The sequence below is a fragment of the Thalassospira sp. MCCC 1A02898 genome (genome assembly GCF_001618185.1).
In the GTDB taxonomy this organism is placed as follows: domain Bacteria; phylum Pseudomonadota; class Alphaproteobacteria; order Rhodospirillales; family Thalassospiraceae; genus Thalassospira; species Thalassospira tepidiphila.
On the sequence record NZ_LPXK01000001.1, the window covers coordinates 691,987 to 708,519 of the forward strand.

Below are 16,533 nucleotides of genomic sequence, written 5' to 3' on the forward strand. Positions count from 1 at the left end.
TAGTCAGGACAACAATAGGCAGGAATACCGGGATGAAGGCATGGGTGTGCAACGCATTTGGCGAAGTACCGCAATGGGTGGATGCTCAGGACCCGGTCGTCCAACCCGGTCAGGTCCTGATCGATGTAGCTGCCTGCGGGGTCAATTTCGCTGATACCCTGATCCTGCAGGGCAAATATCAAAAGCGTCCCGAAGGCCCCTTTTCCCCCGGCTTTGAAGTTAGCGGCACGGTGCGTGCCGTTGGCGATGGTGTCAGTCATGTCAAGCCCGGCGATGCCGTCATGGCCATGCCCGATTGGGGCGGTTACGCCGAACAGGTCGTGGCCGACGGGCGCCTTGTAATGCCCCTTCCGAATGGCGTCGATTTCAACAACGCAGCAGCCTTTCAGATCGCCTATGGCACAAGCTGGTTTGCGTTGAAGTATCGCGCCGATGTCAAACCGGGTGAGGTCGTTCTGGTGCATGGGGCGGCTGGTGGCGTCGGTCTGACCGCTGTCGAATGCGCCAAGCTTCTGGGCGCAACCGTGATTGCCACGGCCGGTGGCGCGGACAAATGCCAGATCGCGCGCGACCATGGTGCGGATCATGTCATTGATTATAAATCGGAAAACATCCGCGACCGGGTGCGCGAAATCACCGCAAGCCTTGGCCAGCCCAAAGGCGTCGATGTTGTTTATGATCCGGTTGGCGGTGATGTCTTTGATCAAAGCCTGCGCTGCGTTGCGCCCGGTGCGCGGATGCTTTTGATTGGTTTTGCCAGCGGCATCGTGCCGCAAATCCCGGCCAATATCCTGCTGGTCAAGAATGTCACCGCAATCGGTTTTTATTTCGGCGCCTATCTCGAACAAAATCCCGATATCGCGCAAGCCGGCATGGCAGAGCTGCTGGAACGCCTGAAATCCGGGGCGATCAGGACGATGATCTCGGCGGTTTATCGTCTTGAAGATGCGATGGATGCCCTGACGGCCATTCGTGAACGCACGGCGACCGGCAAGCTCGTGATTGATTGCCGTCCAAACAGGTAAATAGGCGGATTTCAATACGCACATTGCTGGTATAGGATGAGCCCGTCCCAACCACTTCTCTGCCGGAAATCGCCGAATGCCCGACGACAAAAACAGGCCCGATCACGTCCAGTCTTCTGCAAAGACCCGTGATCAGTATGAAACCTATCCCTATCCGGCCCGCAATCCCGAGGATGAGGACAAACGCCTGATCACCGGATCACCGGGCAACTGGGACGAGGTCGTGCATTTTGTCTTTGGCGGGCGCGATCCATCGGCACAGACCAAAAGTGGCAAAATCAAAATACTCGTTGCCGGCGGTGGCACTGGCGATGCGTTGGTCATGCTGGCCCAGCAGGCCCGTGACCGCAAGGCCAAGGCCGAGATCGTCTATATCGATCTGTCCGAAAGCTCGCGCGCCATTGCCGCGGCACGCATCAAGCGCCGCAGTTTGGAAAAGAACGTCACGTTTGTGACCGGATCCTTTGTCGATCTGGCATCTGAGTACGGCCCGTTTGACTATATCGATTGCTGCGGGGTGCTTCATCACCTGCCTGATCCCGATGCCGGGCTCAAGGCACTTGCCGATGCGCTGAAACCCAATGGTGGCATGGGCCTGATGGTCTATGGCGAGTTGGGCCGCCAGGGCGTCTATCACATGCAGGAAATGATGGAACGCCTCAATGCCGAGGCCGGCGGGGCCAAGCGCCTGAATTTCGGCAAGGCCCTGTTTAATTCACTGCCCGGCACCAACTGGCTCAAACGCAACCCGTTTGTCGGGGATCACATCCATGGCGGCGATGCCGGGTTCTATGACCTGTTGTTGCATCAACAGGACCGCGCCTATCGCGTCGACGAGGTGTTTGATTTTGTCGAGGCGGCCGGTCTGCGGCTGCAAAACTTTATCGAACCAATGCGTTACGACCCGACCACCTATTGTTCACGCCATGATGTGCTTGATAAGGCGATGCACGTACCGTTTCGCGAACGCGCGGCCCTGGCCGAACTGATGGCGGGCAACATCACCAAGCACACCTTTTATGTCGTCAAGGCCAAGAACAAGGTCAAACCACCAGTCCCGTCGCCGGAACTGATCCCGACCTTTACCCGTGTCGATGGTGCGGCACTCGCCCGATCCGTCGCCAAGACCGGCAATATCAAGATCACCTTTACCGGCCTTTCGGTGACCCGCACCATGCCCTCGGCATCGCCTGCGATCCTGTCGCGGATTGATGGCAAACGATCGATCGGTGAAATCTACGAACTGTTTGATCCCAAGCCGGAAAAGTTCGAATTCAATGCCCAGTTTGCCGTGATGTATTCGGTACTCAATGCCGCAAACCTGATGTATCTGCGCCACCCCGAAAAGACATAGCCCAAAGCAAAAAAAAATGTCGGTCACAGGGGGTGCGACCGACATTTAAATACGCACTTTCCAGCGGGGGGAGCTGGAATTGCGCTCAGGGATCTTGGGTGCAACGCCTTATTTAAGGCTGATGCCTTTCCACGCGTCCATCAGGGCTTCAATCAGAACCTGAAGCGGGAAGGTAATTGCGCTGTGAAGCGGCGATACGTTGTTCTGCATGACAGAATACTCAGTTGGTGCGCTTTCGCGCGGGTTAAGCTTTCCAGAACGGCTTGGCGGCTTCGCGTTTTGCGTCATAGACGGTCCAGCCGATATCGCGCAGCATGTGTGCGTCCATGTCGGCCAGCTTCTGACGCAGGTCGTGGCGTTTAAGCCAGGTGCGCGCCAAGTCCAGAAGGCTGGTAGCAGTGTGGGTACGGCGGGTGGCGACAAATGCGCCAGCTTCTTTGGTGATAGCAACCATGATTCTAATCCTCTTTAAATCAGGCCTGCTCTCAGCGATTCAGCGGCCCGCGCATCCACGATGCGTCTGTACTAATCTCGTTAAACCCAGAGTTACCCGAAAAAACACTTGCGCTCAAACCACCTTTTGTCATCATTGCATGAGTTTTCATCATGCAAAGTCACTATCATGAAACGCCGTCCATTGCCGCTAAATGCGCTCCGTGCCTTCGAAGTGGCCGGACGTCTCGAAAGTTTCACCAAAGCGTCACATGAGCTTAACGTGACCCAAGGCGCGGTCAGTCGACAGGTGCAGCATCTTGAAGAAGTTCTGGGTCGCCAGCTTTTTGAACGCCACCACAGAAGCCTGCGGTTGACCCGCGCCGGTCGCAACCTTCTTGAAGCACTCACCCCGGCCTTTGACGCCATCGAAGACGCGGTTTCCAAGGTCGAAGACCGTGCCGATGACACCCATCTGTCTGTTTCGGCTCCACTGACATTTTCCATGCGCTGGATCGTGCCGCGGCTCGGGCGGTTTCAGATGGAATATCCCGATTTTCAGGTCCAGTTGGGCACCTATAACGATGATCTGGCGTCGGTTGACTTCAACGAGGTCGATATCGCCATCCGCTTTGCCGATCATGGCAACGAACAGCTGGTGCACGAATTTCTGACCGGTGAACGGCTGTTGCCGGTTTGTCACCCCGATCTGGCCAAGCAACTCAAAACCCCCGAAGACTTGGCGGGTGTGACGCTTCTACACTGTTCGGCCCAGCGCGAAGACTGGCGCATCTGGCTTGAAGGAACCGGTATCAAGGGGGTGGATGGCACCAAGGGGCCGGTTTTTGCCACCCTTGATATGGCGATGGAGGCCGCGGCAAGTGGCTTTGGTGTTGTGGTGTCCGATCCGGCCATGATCGGGGAATATGTTGTGACCAATCGCCTGACCGTGCCGTTTGATCTGCCGGTCGACAGTCCTTATGCCTATTCGCTGTGTTATCCGCGCGGGCGTCTGGAACGGCGCAAGGTCAAGGCGTTCCGTGACTGGTTGATGTCAGAGATCAAGCTTGAAACTGCGCGGCGAAAACTGACGCAAAAAGATGCCCGATAAACCAAACTCACGTGATGGTGCCTTGAAATTGAACGATTTAACGGTGACTATCAGGTGGTTCTAGTGTGGCATCATTCACAGACAACGCGGGCAGGGGGCATCGCGAAGTGACCGTTGATTGCGCCGCATGGATTAAGTCCACATAATAGAACAGTGATCAGCTTGCATCAGGGAAAGACGACAATCACATGATTTCGTATGCAGCCAGCATGACAATGCCGGGCAGGAAGCGGCGCGGGGGCGCCATGACATCCATCCTTTTTGCCAGTGCACTGACCCTGCTTTCGGTCGCACTGCCTTCACATAAGGCAAATGCCCAAGATGGTGACAAGCCGGTGATGAACCCGGCTCCTACGGTGGCTGTTGACGAGACCGATCTGGCACCGCTGACCACCCGCTCACACGGTATTTCGCTGTATGGCGATCTGAAATACGGACCGGATTTCCACCATTTTGATTATGTGAATCCCGATGCGCCGAAGGGCGGCACGTTGGTGCAATCCTCCATCGTTGCCTTTGATACGCTTAATCCCTTTACGCTCAAGGGCAATCCGGCGGCGGGCCTTGGTCTGATCTATGACAGCCTGATGGTTTCAAGCGCGGACGAGCCCTACGCCATGTATGGCCTGATTGCCCATTCGATCGAGGTGCCGGACGACCGGTCCTATGCCATCTTCCATCTTGATCCGCGTGCGCGTTTCCAGGACGGCAGCGACATCACCGCCGAAGACGTGGTGTTTTCCTATGAAGTGCTGGTCGAAAAGGGAAGTCCCGTTTACCGCCAGTATTTTTCCCAGATCGAAGGGGCCGAGGTGATTGACGAACTGACCGTCAAATTCACTTTCAAGCCGGGCAACAATCGCGAAACACCGATGACCGTGGCGGGCATTTCGATCATGCCGAAAAAGTTCTGGGAAGGTAAGGACTTCGCCAAAACCACCTTTGAAATTCCGGTTGGCAGTGGGGCCTATAAGGTTGCCAGCATCGAAGCTGGCCGACGCATCACCTATGAGCGGGTCAAGGATTACTGGGCGGCCGACCTTCCGGTCAATCGCGGCCAGAACAATTTCAATACCATCCGCTATGACACCTATCTTGATATGGAAGTGCAGCGTCAGGCATTTCTGGCTGGCGAATACATGATCCGGTCCGAGCATTCATCACGTGACTGGAACACAGCCTATGACACGCCTGCGGTTCAGCGTGGTGACATCCAGAAGGAATTCATGCCTGATCATTTGCCAACAGGCATGCAGGCCTATGTTCTGAATGCGCGCAATCCGTTATTTGCCGATAAGCGCGTGCGCCGCGCACTGCAATACGGGCTCGATTTCCAGTGGCTTAATCGTGCAATGTTCTATGGGGCCTATCACCGCACCGACAGTTTCTTTGCCAACTCCGAACTGGCGGCGACCGGTATTCCGACCGGTGCTGAACTGGCACTGCTTGAACCCTATCGCGATCAATTGCCCGAAAGGTTGTTCACCGAACCCTATAAGCTGCCAAACTTTGATGCCCCGAACGGCCGCCGCGAGGCCCTGCGTGAATCCATGACGCTTCTGAACGAAGCGGGCTGGGAAGTGCGCGACAAGGTTTTGGTCAACAAGGAAACCGGGCAGCCGTTCCGGTTCGAACTGATCATTCGCCAGCCGGGGCTTGAAAAGATCGCGCTGGTGGTCAAATCGCGCCTCAAACAGCTTGGTGTAGAAATGGATATTCGCCTGATTGATACCGGCCAGTGGGTCAATCGTATTCAGGCCTTTGATTTCGAAGTTACCACCCACTGGTGGACGCAATCCCTGACGCCGGGCAACGAACAGCGCGTGTTCTGGAGCTCGGATGCCGCCGATCAACCCGGTTCTCGCAACTTTGCTGGCATCAAGGATCCGGTGGTCGATGCGATGATCGAAAATGTTGCATCTGCCGACAGCTGGGAAGAACTGGTGGCTGCGACCCGCGCACTGGATCGCGTACTTCTGTGGGGGAATTACGTCATTCCGCAATGGTATCTGGGTGGGGACCGCATGGTCTGGTGGAACATCTTTGGTCGCCCGGACACGGTGCCGCTTAAGGGAATGTCGATAATGCGTTGGTGGATTGACCCGGAAAAGGCCACCAAACTGCAGATGGGGGGATTCTAGGCCATGCTGAACTATATCATTCGGCGTTTGCTTCTGATCCCGGTCACATTGTTTGGCATCATGTTGTTGAACTTCGCGATCATTCAGTTCGCCCCCGGCGGCCCGGTCGAACAGGTGATTGCCCAACTTCAGGGAACGGCTGTTTCATCAACCGCCCGCATCACCAATCAGGGCGGCGATAGCGGCGGTGGAAGTACTGCTTCATCCTCTGCATCGGGTAACAACTTCTCCTCGACATCCAACTATCGCGGCGCGCAGGGGCTTGATCCCGAAGTCATCAGACAGCTCGAAGTACAGTTCGGTTTTGACAAACCGGCCCATGAACGCTTCTGGATGATGATGAAGAACTATCTGACCTTCGATTTCGGCCAAAGCTATTTTCAGGATCGCGATGTGGTCGATCTCGTGATCGACAAGATGCCGGTTTCGATCTCGCTGGGGATCTGGTCAACGCTGATCATTTACATCATCTCGATCCCGCTTGGCATTACCAAGGCGGTGCGCGATGGCTCGAACTTCGATATCTGGTCATCAGCCGCGATCATTGTCGGCTTTGCCATTCCCGGCTTCCTGTTTGCCGTCATGCTGATCGTGGTGTTTGCCGGTGGGGCCTATCTTGACTGGTTCCCGTTACGCGGGCTGACATCGTCAAATTGGGAACAGCTGTCCTTGTGGGGCAAGATCGTTGATTATTTCTGGCATCTGACCTTGCCGATCATTGCGCTGACGATTTCGGGTTTTGCCACGCTGACCATGCTGACCAAGAACTCGTTCCTTGATGAGATTAACAAGCAATATGTCGTGACTGCCCGTGCCAAGGGCCTGACGGAAAAGCGTGTGCTTTATGGTCACGTTTTCCGTAACGCCATGCTTTTGATCATTGCCGGGTTCCCCAGTGCACTGGTTGGCATGCTGTTTACCGGTTCGGTCCTGATCGAGGTGATCTTCTCGCTTGATGGTCTGGGCCTGCTTGGTTTTAACGCGGTGATGCCGCGTGACTATCCGGTGATGTTTGCAACCCTTTATTTCTTCACGCTGTTTGGCCTGATCATGAACCTGATCAGTGACCTCAGCTATCATCTGGTCGATCCACGGATCGACTTCGAAGGGCGGGGGAATTGATCATGTTCAATGCTGTTCTCTCACCGCTCAACCGTCGTCGCCTGTCAAACTTCAAATCCAACAAGCGCGGCTATTGGTCGCTTGTGATCTTTACCATCCTGTTTGTCATTTGCCTGATGGCCGAACTGGTCGCCAATGACAGACCGATCTTTGTTAAGTATGGCGATGACTGGTATGTGCCGATCATCTCCGACCATCCCGAAACGGCCTATGGCGGCGATTTCGATGTCGAGACCGATTTCTATGATCCTTATATTCAGGGCAAGATCGCCGAAAACGGCTTTGCCATCTGGCCTTTGATCCCGTTTTCCTATGACACCATCGATTTTGAAATGCGTGAACCGCAACCGGCCCCGCCCTCAATGCGCCATTTGCTGGGCACGGATGAATTGGGCCGCGATGTTCTCGCACGTCTGATCTATGGCTTTAGGATTTCCATCCTGTTTGGTCTGGCGCTCACCGCGGTCAGTTCCGTGATCGGCATTGCGGCTGGTGCGGTGCAGGGCTATTTCGGCGGCTGGGTCGATCTTGGCTTCCAGCGCGTGATCGAAATCTGGTCCGGCCTGCCGCAACTCTTCATCCTGATCATTCTGGCCAGCCTGTTTGCGCCGGGTTTCTGGACGTTGTTGTTCATTCTGGTGTTGTTTAGCTGGATGAGTTTGACCGGTCTTGTTCGTGCCGAATTCCTGCGCGCACGTAATTTCGAATATGTCCGTGCCGCACGTGCACTTGGCATGACCGACACCCGGATCATGTATCGCCATGTTCTGCCCAATGCGATGGTGGCAACCATCACCTTCCTGCCGTTCGTGTTGAATGGCTCGATTGTGGCACTCACATCCCTCGATTTCCTGTCGCTTGGCATGCCGCCCGGCTCGCCGTCCTTGGGCGAGCTGCTGTCTCAGGGCAAGAATAACCTTCAGGCGCCCTGGCTTGGCTTTACCGCCTTCTTTGCCATCGCAACCATGCTCAGCCTTCTGATCTTTATCGGCGAAGCAGTGCGTGATGCCTTTGATCCGCGTAAAACGTTTTAAGGAGTAGGACTATGACAGCGCAATCCGCCCATCAGCCGCTCCTTGTCATTCGCGACCTCTCGGTCAAATTCGCCGATGTCACGGCGGTAAAGGATGTGTCCTTTACCCTTGATCGCGGTGAAACCATGGCACTTGTCGGGGAAAGTGGCTCTGGCAAATCGGTCACGGCCCTGTCGATTTTGCAATTGCTGCCTTATCCGCGCGCCAGCCACCCGTCAGGATCGATCATCTTTGACGGGCAGGAAATGGTCGGGGCCAAGGAACGCACCCTGCGTGCGATCCGCGGCAACCGGATTTCCATGATCTTTCAGGAACCGATGACGTCGCTTAACCCGCTGCACAATATCGAAAAGCAGGTGGGCGAGGTATTGTTGCTCCATAAAGGCCTGCGCGGGGCCAAGGCGCGTGCCCGCATCCTTGAATTGCTTGACCTTGTCGGTATTCCCGATCCGGCGTCACGGCTAAAAGCCCTGCCGCATGAACTTTCCGGCGGCCAGCGCCAGCGCGTGATGATCGCCATGGCGCTTGCCAACGAACCGGAACTGCTGATTGCCGATGAACCGACCACGGCCCTTGATGTGACCATTCAGGCGCAAATTCTTGAACTGCTCAAGGATCTGCAAAGCAAGCTTGGCATGGCGCTGCTCTTGATCACCCATGATCTGCAAATCGTTCAGAAAATGGCGCAGACCGTTTGTGTGATGAAAGACGGCGAAATCGTCGAGGCAGGGCAGGCGCGCGCGCTGTTTGACAATCCCAAACACGATTACACCAAAAAGCTGCTGTCGGCCGTTTCCAGTGGCGAAGCCCCGGCATTGCCCGAAGACGCCACCGAGCTGCTTGAAACCAGCAACATCCATGTGCAGTTCCCGATTGGCCGCAAGGGTATCCTTGGGCGGCCCGATCATTATTTGCACGCGGTTGATCAGATTTCGCTGACCCTTAAGCAGGGTGAAACCCTTGGCATCGTCGGCGAAAGCGGATCGGGTAAAACCACGCTCGCCATGGCGATCCTCAGGCTTCTGAAATCAACCGGTGACATCCGCTTTGCCGGCCAGGACATTCGCGATTTTTCTGGTGCTGACTTGCGCAAGCTCCGCCGCGATATGCAGGTGGTGTTTCAGGATCCGTTTGGCTCGCTCAGTCCGCGCATGTCCATCGCCCAGATCGTTGGCGAAGGCCTTGAAATCCACGCGCCCGACCTGACCCAGGCCGAACGCGAAGCCCGCATTGCCGAGGCGCTTGACGAAGTCGACCTGCCGCAAAATGCCATGGATCGTTATCCGCACGAATTTTCCGGCGGGCAGCGTCAACGCATTTCGATTGCCCGTGCATTGGTCTTAAAACCCCGCTTTATCGTACTGGATGAACCGACATCAGCCCTTGATATGTCGGTACAGGCCCAGATCGTCGAACTGCTGCGCGATTTGCAGGCACGCCATAAGATGGCATACTTGTTCATCAGTCATGACCTGCGCGTTGTGCGTGCATTGTCGCACCGTGTCATGGTCATGAAGAACGGCAAGCTGGTCGAAAGCGGGGCTGCTGCCGATGTGTTTGATAACCCGCAACAGCCCTATACCAAGGCTCTGCTGGCCGCGGCCCTTGATCTCAAAGCAGCCGGTAAGGAATTTGTCAGAAACTAGGGGCAGCATTCCGGGTCAAGATCGGGTACAACATATGAAAAGGCAATAATAACAGGACTATAAAGGCAGGTTTAAGGTTGAATATGTTGTCACGTGCGATCAAAAATCGAACCGGACATCGTCTTTGCGGCCATGTACTGATCATGGCTCTGTGCTTTGCTGTATTTTCAATGGCGATCCCCGCGGCCCGTGCCAGCACGGCCTCTGCGGATAAAGCCAATACCGAAGAACCCAAAGAACCTGCTGTTCCTGAAATACCCGATACGGTTGTTGTGCCTGATCCGGTGTCGCTGACGATTGTCTTGCGCAACAGCGGCACCATTCGTCAGATCGTGTTCAACATCTGGCTGGAAGCCACCAACAGGCAGGCAGTGGACGTTATCGAGCAACGCCTGCCCAAGGTCATCAATGCCTTTCTGGTTGATTTGCAACGCCTGATGTATCGCGATACCGAGCAACGCTTTGAAAACCGCGAACCGGGCAAGCGCGGCTTTAAATATACAGCCCCCGGCCTTTTGCCGCCGCCGCCCGCCAAGACCGAGGAAGAACTCGCCGCCGAGGCCGAGGCCGCCAAGCTGGCCGAAGAAAATGGCGAGGAAATTGCCAAGGAACCACCCTTCAGCCCGTTCCAGCCGGTTTCAAACCGCTATTTCGCCGCCCTGCAAAACAAACTTCTGCGCACTGGTCAGGGCGTCCTCCCGCCTGATACCCTGCGCTCGGTTCAGATCCGCATGTTCTATGATTTCTGGCCGGGTGACGCCAAGCCGCGCAAATAACCAAAATCCTAACCTGATAAGCGTATCGATGCCTATGTGTCGCAGCCTGCGCATGGGCCATTGTCAAACGGGCACTTGTCGATCCTTGCTGCTGTGATATCCCGGGGGGCAACGTCACCAGACTTGTCACCAGAGTTGCCACTAAAGTTGCCCCACCATGTCGTTTGAAATCTGGCTCAGTTTCACCCTGCTTGTCTTCCTCGTCGTGATGTCGCCCGGACCCAGCATCCTGATCGGCATGTCGCATGCGCTGCGTTATGGCGCGCGGCCGACCTTGATGACGGCCTTGGGTGATGTCACCGCCAACATGATCCAGATGCTGATTGCGGCCCTTGGTTTGGGCGCTGTCCTGGCGACATCGCCGACCGCCTTTGCCATCGTTAAATGGTGTGGCGTTGGGTTTCTTCTGGTGATCGGGTTGATGTCATTCCTTCGCAAGCCCAGGGAAATCAATATCAAGACCGGTATCGAAACGAATAATCAGGTGGGGTTTGAGCCGGCAAACGGGCTGCGCCTGTTCCGTGAAGGCTTTCTGGTCGCGGCTGGAAATCCCAAGGCGATTGCCTTTTTCGGGGCGCTGTTTCCGCAATTCATTGATCCTGGCCAGCCCCTCACACCACAGCTCCTGATCCTTGGCATCACCTTCGTGACACTTGATTACAGTTTCGTAATGATTTACGCGATGGGGGCTGCAAAACTGATGCCGTGGCTGGTGCGTCGCGGCGGCAATAACGTCATCGCACGGTTGTCAGGTGGCGTTTTGATCGTTGCTGCGGGGCTTTTGGCGCTGATTGAGGTGCCCGAAACCATGGCTGACACCCGCCAGGTCCCGGCACAGTCGATAAACCAGCCATCGGCACCATAACGTCGTTTTGCGCGGTCTTTTGTATTAGAATTTCTGATAAAGCATTGATATAAAGCGGTAAAATGGAGCGCGCATAACACGCCAATTGGCGCGGATACAAACCAACTGGTCTGTATATAGCGATTTTTGCCATATCAGATTTGCTGCATTTAAAATGGGGAAGTTTTGCTGCCCTAACTGGCCGATTTTGCGAAACGTGGCCGTGGAAACGGGCTTTGGGCGTCAATTACGGACTGGCTTCAGACGCTTGTCTATTTGTTCTTGGTTGTTTTTGGGGCCGGATTATTCGCTCTCGAGACCAGCACCGACGATGATATCGCCAAATTCACGCAGGAAGACCGATCCCTTGACCGTCCGCTGAACCAGAACCGAGCGGCGATCTTCTTCATCGACCTTGCGTTTGACCATGCCAAGCGAGCTCAGGCGATCAAGTGCACGGGTAATGGCCGGTTTGGAGATATTAAGCGCCTCGGAAAGACCACGCACCGTATGCGGCGCCGGGGTCAGGTAAACGCTCAGCAACAAGGCCATCTGTCGGGCCGACAGGTCGGGGGAGTCCCGACGCACACTCTCAACAATCGCGATACGCCAAAGGTCAAGCGCCTGAGACGCTTTGATCTCGATCGACATGTTCGTGCCCAACAATTTATTTGTTACGAATACGTAATCTCTACCTGACCCCTGCCATGATGTCAAAGGCCTAATTACCAAAAAATTGAATTTACGGTTAGTTTACTTACCGTAACGATCCTTGATCAGCTTGAAGGCGGCCCGGATGCCCTGAGCTTCGCCGCCAGTCGGACGACCGGGACGGTCAGACGGGTTCCAGGCCATCAGATCGATATGCGCCCAGCTTTTGGCCCCCTCGGCAAACCGATCGAGGAACAGGGCGGCAATGATCGCCCCGCCAAACGGGCTGCCCGAAATGTTGTTCATATCGGCTGCCTTGCTATCAAGCTGGCTGCGATAATCATCCCAAAGCGGCAAACGCCACAGCGGATCGTTTTCCGCCATGCCCGTTTCCATCAGACCATTGGCCAGATCATCATCATTGGAAAACAGGGCCGGCAGACCAAGACCAAGGGCAACACGTGCCGCCCCGGTCAGGGTCGCGAAATCAAGCAGCATGTCCGGGTCTTCCGATGCCGCCTCGGTCAGGGCATCGGAAAGAACGATGCGTCCTTCGGCATCGGTATTGCCAACCTCGACCGTAATCCCCTTGCGGGTTTGCAAAATGTCACTCGGGCGATAGGCACGACCCGATACCATGTTTTCAACCGCCGGGATCAGAACGCGCAACCGGACCGGAAGGTCGGCCGCCATGATCATCCGTGCCAGGCCAAGAACCTGTGCCGAGCCGCCCATGTCCTTTTTCATCAAAAGCATGTTGCTCGATGGCTTCAGGTCATAGCCGCCGGTGTCAAAACACACACCCTTGCCAACCAGCGTGATTTTCGGCGCACTTTCATCGCCCCATGTAAGGTCGATCAGGCGCGGGTCGCGATCACTGCCATGGCCGACCGTGTGAATCGCCGGATAGTTCTGGGCCAAAAGATCCATGCCGACAATCGCGCTGACATTGGCACCAAATTCGGCCCCAAGCCCTCTGGCGGCTTCCTCAAGTTCGGCCGGGCCCATGTCATTGGCCGGCACATTGATCAGATCGCGCGCAAGGCCGATGCCGCGTGCAATGTTTTCGGCCCGCTTGGCGGCCTCAATGTCATGCAGGGCGATTTTGGCGCGCTTGTCCTTTTTGCCGTCATCCTTGCGATACCGGTCAAACCGATAGCCCCCCAGATAAAGTCCAAGGGCGGCCTTTTCATAAAGATCGTCCTTATCTGTGAGATCATCAGAAAGCGCATAGGTCCCGGCAGGAAGGGCATTTGGCAAACCGGCAAAATCCCAGATCGCCTTGGCATCATCAACATAGCCAACCAGAACGCTGCCAACCGCGCCGTCTTTGCCGGGAAGCAAAAGCTGCGTGCCGCGCTTGCCCTCAAAGCTGTTGGCGGCAATCCACGACTTGGTCGTGTCCGGCTGCTGGGCAAGCCAGCTTTCAAAGCCGCTTTCGGCAATCGGGGTGATCGGGGTCGGCTTGGCAGAAGGATCGTTGGCGATGATGTGGTCGTACAATTTAAGACATCCCTGCTGGTGACGGGTGACGGGTGACGGGTGACGAGTGATTGGTGATACGTGACGGTCGACTGAAAGGGCAGTGGCCAAAGACCAACTGCCCAAACAAAACGAACCGGCAATATGTGTTCACAAGATATGTGACCCGATCTTACGGCTGCCATCCCCCGCGGTCAAAACTCATTCACATAATCGAACACTGCTTTGTGCTTAAGGCCACGCTTGAACGTCTGGCTTGAACGACTGGCTTGAACCGGGCGCCCAAAGGCCAGATAGTATTCGCCGCTGTCATCAAACGTCCCAATCGCGCCAACCGCCAAAGGTCCCAGCATGCAAAACCTTCCTGTGCTTTATATCGGCAATAAAAACTATTCCTCCTGGTCGCTGCGCGCCTGGCTTGGCCTGCGCGTTGCCGGCGTGGCGTTCGAGGAAAAACTGGTCCCGCTCCGCTCCGAAGAATGGCACGCCAAGGCGCCGGTCTTTTCGCCCACGGCCAAGGTCCCGGCCTACTTTGATGGCACCAAAACCATCTGGGAGGCGCTTGGCATTCTCGAATACATCGCCGACAGTCAGCCCGACACCATGCTCTGGCCGCTTGATATCGATGTGCGGGCAATCGCGCGCGCCGTCTCGCTTGAAATGCATGGCGGGTTTGGGCCCTTGCGAAGCTCCATGCCAATGAATTGCCGCAAAAGCCTGCCCGGGCTTGGCCGCAATAAAGGCGTGGACAAGGACATCACCCGCATCACTGAAATCTTCAAGATGTGCCGCACCCAATATGGTCAGGGCGGTGATTTCCTGTTTGGCCATTTCTCGATTGCGGATGCCATGTTTGCTCCGGTGATAACACGGTTCAAAACCTATGGCGTCAGCCTTGATCCGATTGGCAATGCCTATATGGAAACCATCCTTGCCCTGCCGGAAATGAAGGAATGGTACGCCGATGCCGCGACCGAGGAATGGGTGATTGACGACGCTGAGGTGAAATAACCCATGCCGGGGCTAACCGGAAAACTGCCCGAAATTGATCCAATGGGCGGGGACGCTGCCCTTGATCGGTTGCTGTCTGAGGTCCGGGAGTGCCGCATTTGTGCCGAACAGTTGCCGCTGGGCCCGCGCCCGGTGGTGCGCATGGCAAAATCGGCGCGTATTCTGGTGATCGGGCAGGCACCGGGCACACGCGTGCATGAAACCGGCCTGCCGTGGAATGATGCATCCGGCGATCGCTTGCGTGATTGGTTGGGACTTTCGGTCGATGATTTTTATGATCCGGCGAAACTCGCCATCATGCCGATGGGGTTTTGTTATCCCGGTCGCTTTGATCGTGGCGGGGATCTGCCGCCCCGACCGGAATGCGCGCCGACATGGCATGATGCCCTTATGCGCCATTTACCCGATATCGGCCTGACCCTTCTGATCGGGCAATACGCGCAGGAACGCTATCTTGGTCCGCGCCGGGCCAAAACCATGACCGAAACCGTGCATCACTTTGCCGATTTCCTGCCCGACGGCATCCTGCCCATGCCCCATCCAAGCTGGCGCAATACCGCCTGGATGAAAAAGAATCCGTGGTTTGAGGCCGATCTTTTGCCGGTGCTGCAATCACGTGTGCACGGCTTGCTGACATAGACCGATTTGGGTTGCGCTGGTTTTTATGTTCCAATGCGCCAGAAGACTGCGTCCATAAGACAAGTGGCCAACATTAAGGAGGCACAAGATATGAGCAAACTTGAAAAATCCACCATCGAAAAGGCGCTGAAAGGTCTTTCGGGATGGACGCTTGCCGATGACGGGCTTTCGATCAAGCGCGTCTATAAGTTTGGCGATTTCAATGCCGCGTTTGGCTTCATGACGCGGGTGGCGCTTAAGGCCGACAAGATGGATCACCATCCCGAATGGTTCAATGTCTATAACAAGGTCGAAATGACGCTGACCACCCACGATGCCGGGGGTGTCACCCAAAAGGACATTGATCTGGCAACCTTCTGCCAAACGGCTTCTGGTCAATAAGCCCTGCCAAATGAATTGCGCCCTGCCGCTGGGGGACGGCAGGGCGCATTGGCTGCGGGATAAAGAAACGAAATCGTGTGGGACTATTTCGGTTCCAGCCGGACCGCGCCATCTATGCGAATGGTCTCGCCATTGATCATTTCATTTTCACAGATATGCATTGCCAGACGGCCATATTCATACGGATCGCCAAGGCGTTTCGGGAATGGCGTATTGGCAGCCAGACTTTCCTGAACCTCGTCAGGCAGGCCCTTTAACATCGGCGTGCCAAACAGACCCGGTGCGATGGACACCACCCGAATGCCGTGGCGGGCCAACTCACGTGCAGCCGGCAGGGTAAGCGACGCCACCCCGCCCTTGGACGCGGCATAGGCCGCCTGTCCGATCTGCCCTTCGAAGGCCGCGATCGATGCGGTGTTGATAATCACCCCGCGTTCGCCGGCATCATTCGGGTCATTCTGGCTCATCGCGTTGGCGGCAACCCGCATCATGTTAAATGTGCCGATCAGATTGACCGTGATCACCTTGGAAAAGGCCGCCAGATCGGCCGGGCCGTCGCGCCCGACAATGCGTTCGCCATGCACGATCCCGGCACAGTTCACAAGGATCGATGGCGTGCCAAGATCCGCCTGCACCTTTGCAACCGCCTGCTCGACACTTTCGGCGTTCGAAACATCAACGCCATAGCCAACACCACCCAATTTCTCGGCTGTTGCCTTGGCACCCTCTTCATTCAGATCAAATGCCGCAATCCGTGCCCCGGCACTCGCCAGTGTCTCGGCGGTTGCCGCGCCAAGACCGGATGCAGCCCCGGTAACAATGGCAATCGAACCCTTGATTTGCATGACGTGAAGCCTCCCGACGCGCGCTCTTATGATTAATTT

General features: G+C 55.9%; 17 protein-coding genes. 12 read left to right on the forward strand and 5 right to left on the reverse strand.

Annotated features, from left to right (window positions below; translation table 11 throughout):
- Positions 1 to 32: 32 nt before the first annotated feature.
- Positions 33 to 1,025: an NADPH:quinone oxidoreductase family protein gene (locus AUQ41_RS03155; protein ID WP_063086650.1), complete on the forward strand. Its 993-nt coding sequence runs from the start codon at positions 33 to 35 to the stop codon at positions 1,023 to 1,025.
- Between the two features lie 76 nt (positions 1,026 to 1,101).
- Positions 1,102 to 2,379: a bifunctional 2-polyprenyl-6-hydroxyphenol methylase/3-demethylubiquinol 3-O-methyltransferase UbiG gene (locus AUQ41_RS03160; RefSeq protein ID WP_063086652.1), complete on the forward strand. Its 1,278-nt coding sequence runs from the start codon at positions 1,102 to 1,104 to the stop codon at positions 2,377 to 2,379.
- A gap of 244 nt (positions 2,380 to 2,623) precedes the next feature.
- Here the strand turns inward: AUQ41_RS03160 and AUQ41_RS03165 are convergent, their stop codons facing one another.
- Positions 2,624 to 2,833 (reverse strand): DUF1127 domain-containing protein, encoded by a 210-nt coding sequence (locus AUQ41_RS03165; RefSeq protein ID WP_063086655.1) that lies wholly within the window; start codon positions 2,831 to 2,833, stop codon positions 2,624 to 2,626.
- Positions 2,834 to 3,001: 168 nt separating this feature from the next.
- Between AUQ41_RS03165 and AUQ41_RS03170 the strand changes: the two genes are divergently transcribed.
- From AUQ41_RS03170 to AUQ41_RS03200, 7 genes are all read left to right on the forward strand, one after another.
- On the forward strand, positions 3,002 to 3,922 hold the full coding sequence (locus tag AUQ41_RS03170; protein ID WP_063086657.1) for a LysR substrate-binding domain-containing protein: 921 nt from the start codon (positions 3,002 to 3,004) through the stop codon (positions 3,920 to 3,922).
- Positions 3,923 to 4,167: 245 nt separating this feature from the next.
- Complete coding sequence (locus AUQ41_RS03175) at positions 4,168 to 6,063, forward strand: extracellular solute-binding protein (protein ID WP_063086850.1); 1,896 nt, start codon at positions 4,168 to 4,170, stop codon at positions 6,061 to 6,063.
- A gap of 3 nt (positions 6,064 to 6,066) precedes the next feature.
- Positions 6,067 to 7,185 (forward strand): microcin C ABC transporter permease YejB, encoded by a 1,119-nt coding sequence (locus tag AUQ41_RS03180; protein WP_063086659.1) that lies wholly within the window; start codon positions 6,067 to 6,069, stop codon positions 7,183 to 7,185.
- Between the two features lie 2 nt (positions 7,186 to 7,187).
- The gene (locus tag AUQ41_RS03185) at positions 7,188 to 8,219 is read left to right on the forward strand and encodes an ABC transporter permease (RefSeq protein ID WP_063086661.1); all 1,032 of its coding nucleotides are present in this window, start codon (positions 7,188 to 7,190) and stop codon (positions 8,217 to 8,219) included.
- Positions 8,220 to 8,230: 11 nt separating this feature from the next.
- Positions 8,231 to 9,865, forward strand: coding sequence for an ABC transporter ATP-binding protein (locus tag AUQ41_RS03190; protein ID WP_063086663.1), 1,635 nt, complete (start codon positions 8,231 to 8,233; stop codon positions 9,863 to 9,865).
- Positions 9,866 to 10,035: 170 nt separating this feature from the next.
- Positions 10,036 to 10,641 carry a hypothetical protein gene (locus AUQ41_RS03195; protein ID WP_232308295.1) on the forward strand — a complete coding sequence of 202 codons (606 nt, stop codon included), beginning with the start codon at positions 10,036 to 10,038 and terminating at the stop codon, positions 10,639 to 10,641.
- A 157-nt stretch (positions 10,642 to 10,798) separates the two neighbouring features.
- Positions 10,799 to 11,506, forward strand: coding sequence for a LysE family translocator (locus AUQ41_RS03200; RefSeq protein WP_063086666.1), 708 nt, complete (start codon positions 10,799 to 10,801; stop codon positions 11,504 to 11,506).
- Positions 11,507 to 11,788: 282 nt separating this feature from the next.
- Here the strand turns inward: AUQ41_RS03200 and AUQ41_RS03205 are convergent, their stop codons facing one another.
- From AUQ41_RS03205 to AUQ41_RS20640, 3 genes are all read right to left on the reverse strand, one after another.
- Positions 11,789 to 12,136 (reverse strand): MarR family transcriptional regulator, encoded by a 348-nt coding sequence (locus tag AUQ41_RS03205; RefSeq protein ID WP_008888509.1) that lies wholly within the window; start codon positions 12,134 to 12,136, stop codon positions 11,789 to 11,791.
- 102 nt (positions 12,137 to 12,238) lie between these two features.
- Positions 12,239 to 13,639 (reverse strand): M17 family metallopeptidase, encoded by a 1,401-nt coding sequence (locus AUQ41_RS03210; protein WP_063086668.1) that lies wholly within the window; start codon positions 13,637 to 13,639, stop codon positions 12,239 to 12,241.
- 173 nt (positions 13,640 to 13,812) lie between these two features.
- Positions 13,813 to 13,971 carry a hypothetical protein gene (locus AUQ41_RS20640; RefSeq protein ID WP_157092635.1) on the reverse strand — a complete coding sequence of 53 codons (159 nt, stop codon included), beginning with the start codon at positions 13,969 to 13,971 and terminating at the stop codon, positions 13,813 to 13,815.
- On the opposite strand from AUQ41_RS20640, the gene AUQ41_RS03215 reads away from it, so the two are divergent.
- The 3 genes from AUQ41_RS03215 to AUQ41_RS03225 all read left to right on the forward strand — a co-directional run bounded on the left by AUQ41_RS03215 (position 13,970) and on the right by AUQ41_RS03225 (position 15,649).
- On the forward strand, positions 13,970 to 14,629 hold the full coding sequence (locus tag AUQ41_RS03215) for a glutathione S-transferase family protein (protein WP_063086670.1): 660 nt from the start codon (positions 13,970 to 13,972) through the stop codon (positions 14,627 to 14,629). The genes AUQ41_RS20640 and AUQ41_RS03215 overlap by 2 nt on opposite strands.
- A 3-nt stretch (positions 14,630 to 14,632) precedes the next feature.
- Positions 14,633 to 15,268: a uracil-DNA glycosylase family protein gene (locus tag AUQ41_RS03220; protein WP_198155603.1), complete on the forward strand. Its 636-nt coding sequence runs from the start codon at positions 14,633 to 14,635 to the stop codon at positions 15,266 to 15,268.
- 90 nt (positions 15,269 to 15,358) lie between these two features.
- Positions 15,359 to 15,649 carry a 4a-hydroxytetrahydrobiopterin dehydratase gene (locus tag AUQ41_RS03225; protein WP_063086674.1) on the forward strand — a complete coding sequence of 97 codons (291 nt, stop codon included), beginning with the start codon at positions 15,359 to 15,361 and terminating at the stop codon, positions 15,647 to 15,649.
- 83 nt (positions 15,650 to 15,732) lie between these two features.
- Here the strand turns inward: AUQ41_RS03225 and AUQ41_RS03230 are convergent, their stop codons facing one another.
- Positions 15,733 to 16,494 (reverse strand): SDR family NAD(P)-dependent oxidoreductase, encoded by a 762-nt coding sequence (locus AUQ41_RS03230; RefSeq protein WP_063086676.1) that lies wholly within the window; start codon positions 16,492 to 16,494, stop codon positions 15,733 to 15,735.
- Positions 16,495 to 16,533: the final 39 nt, after the last annotated feature.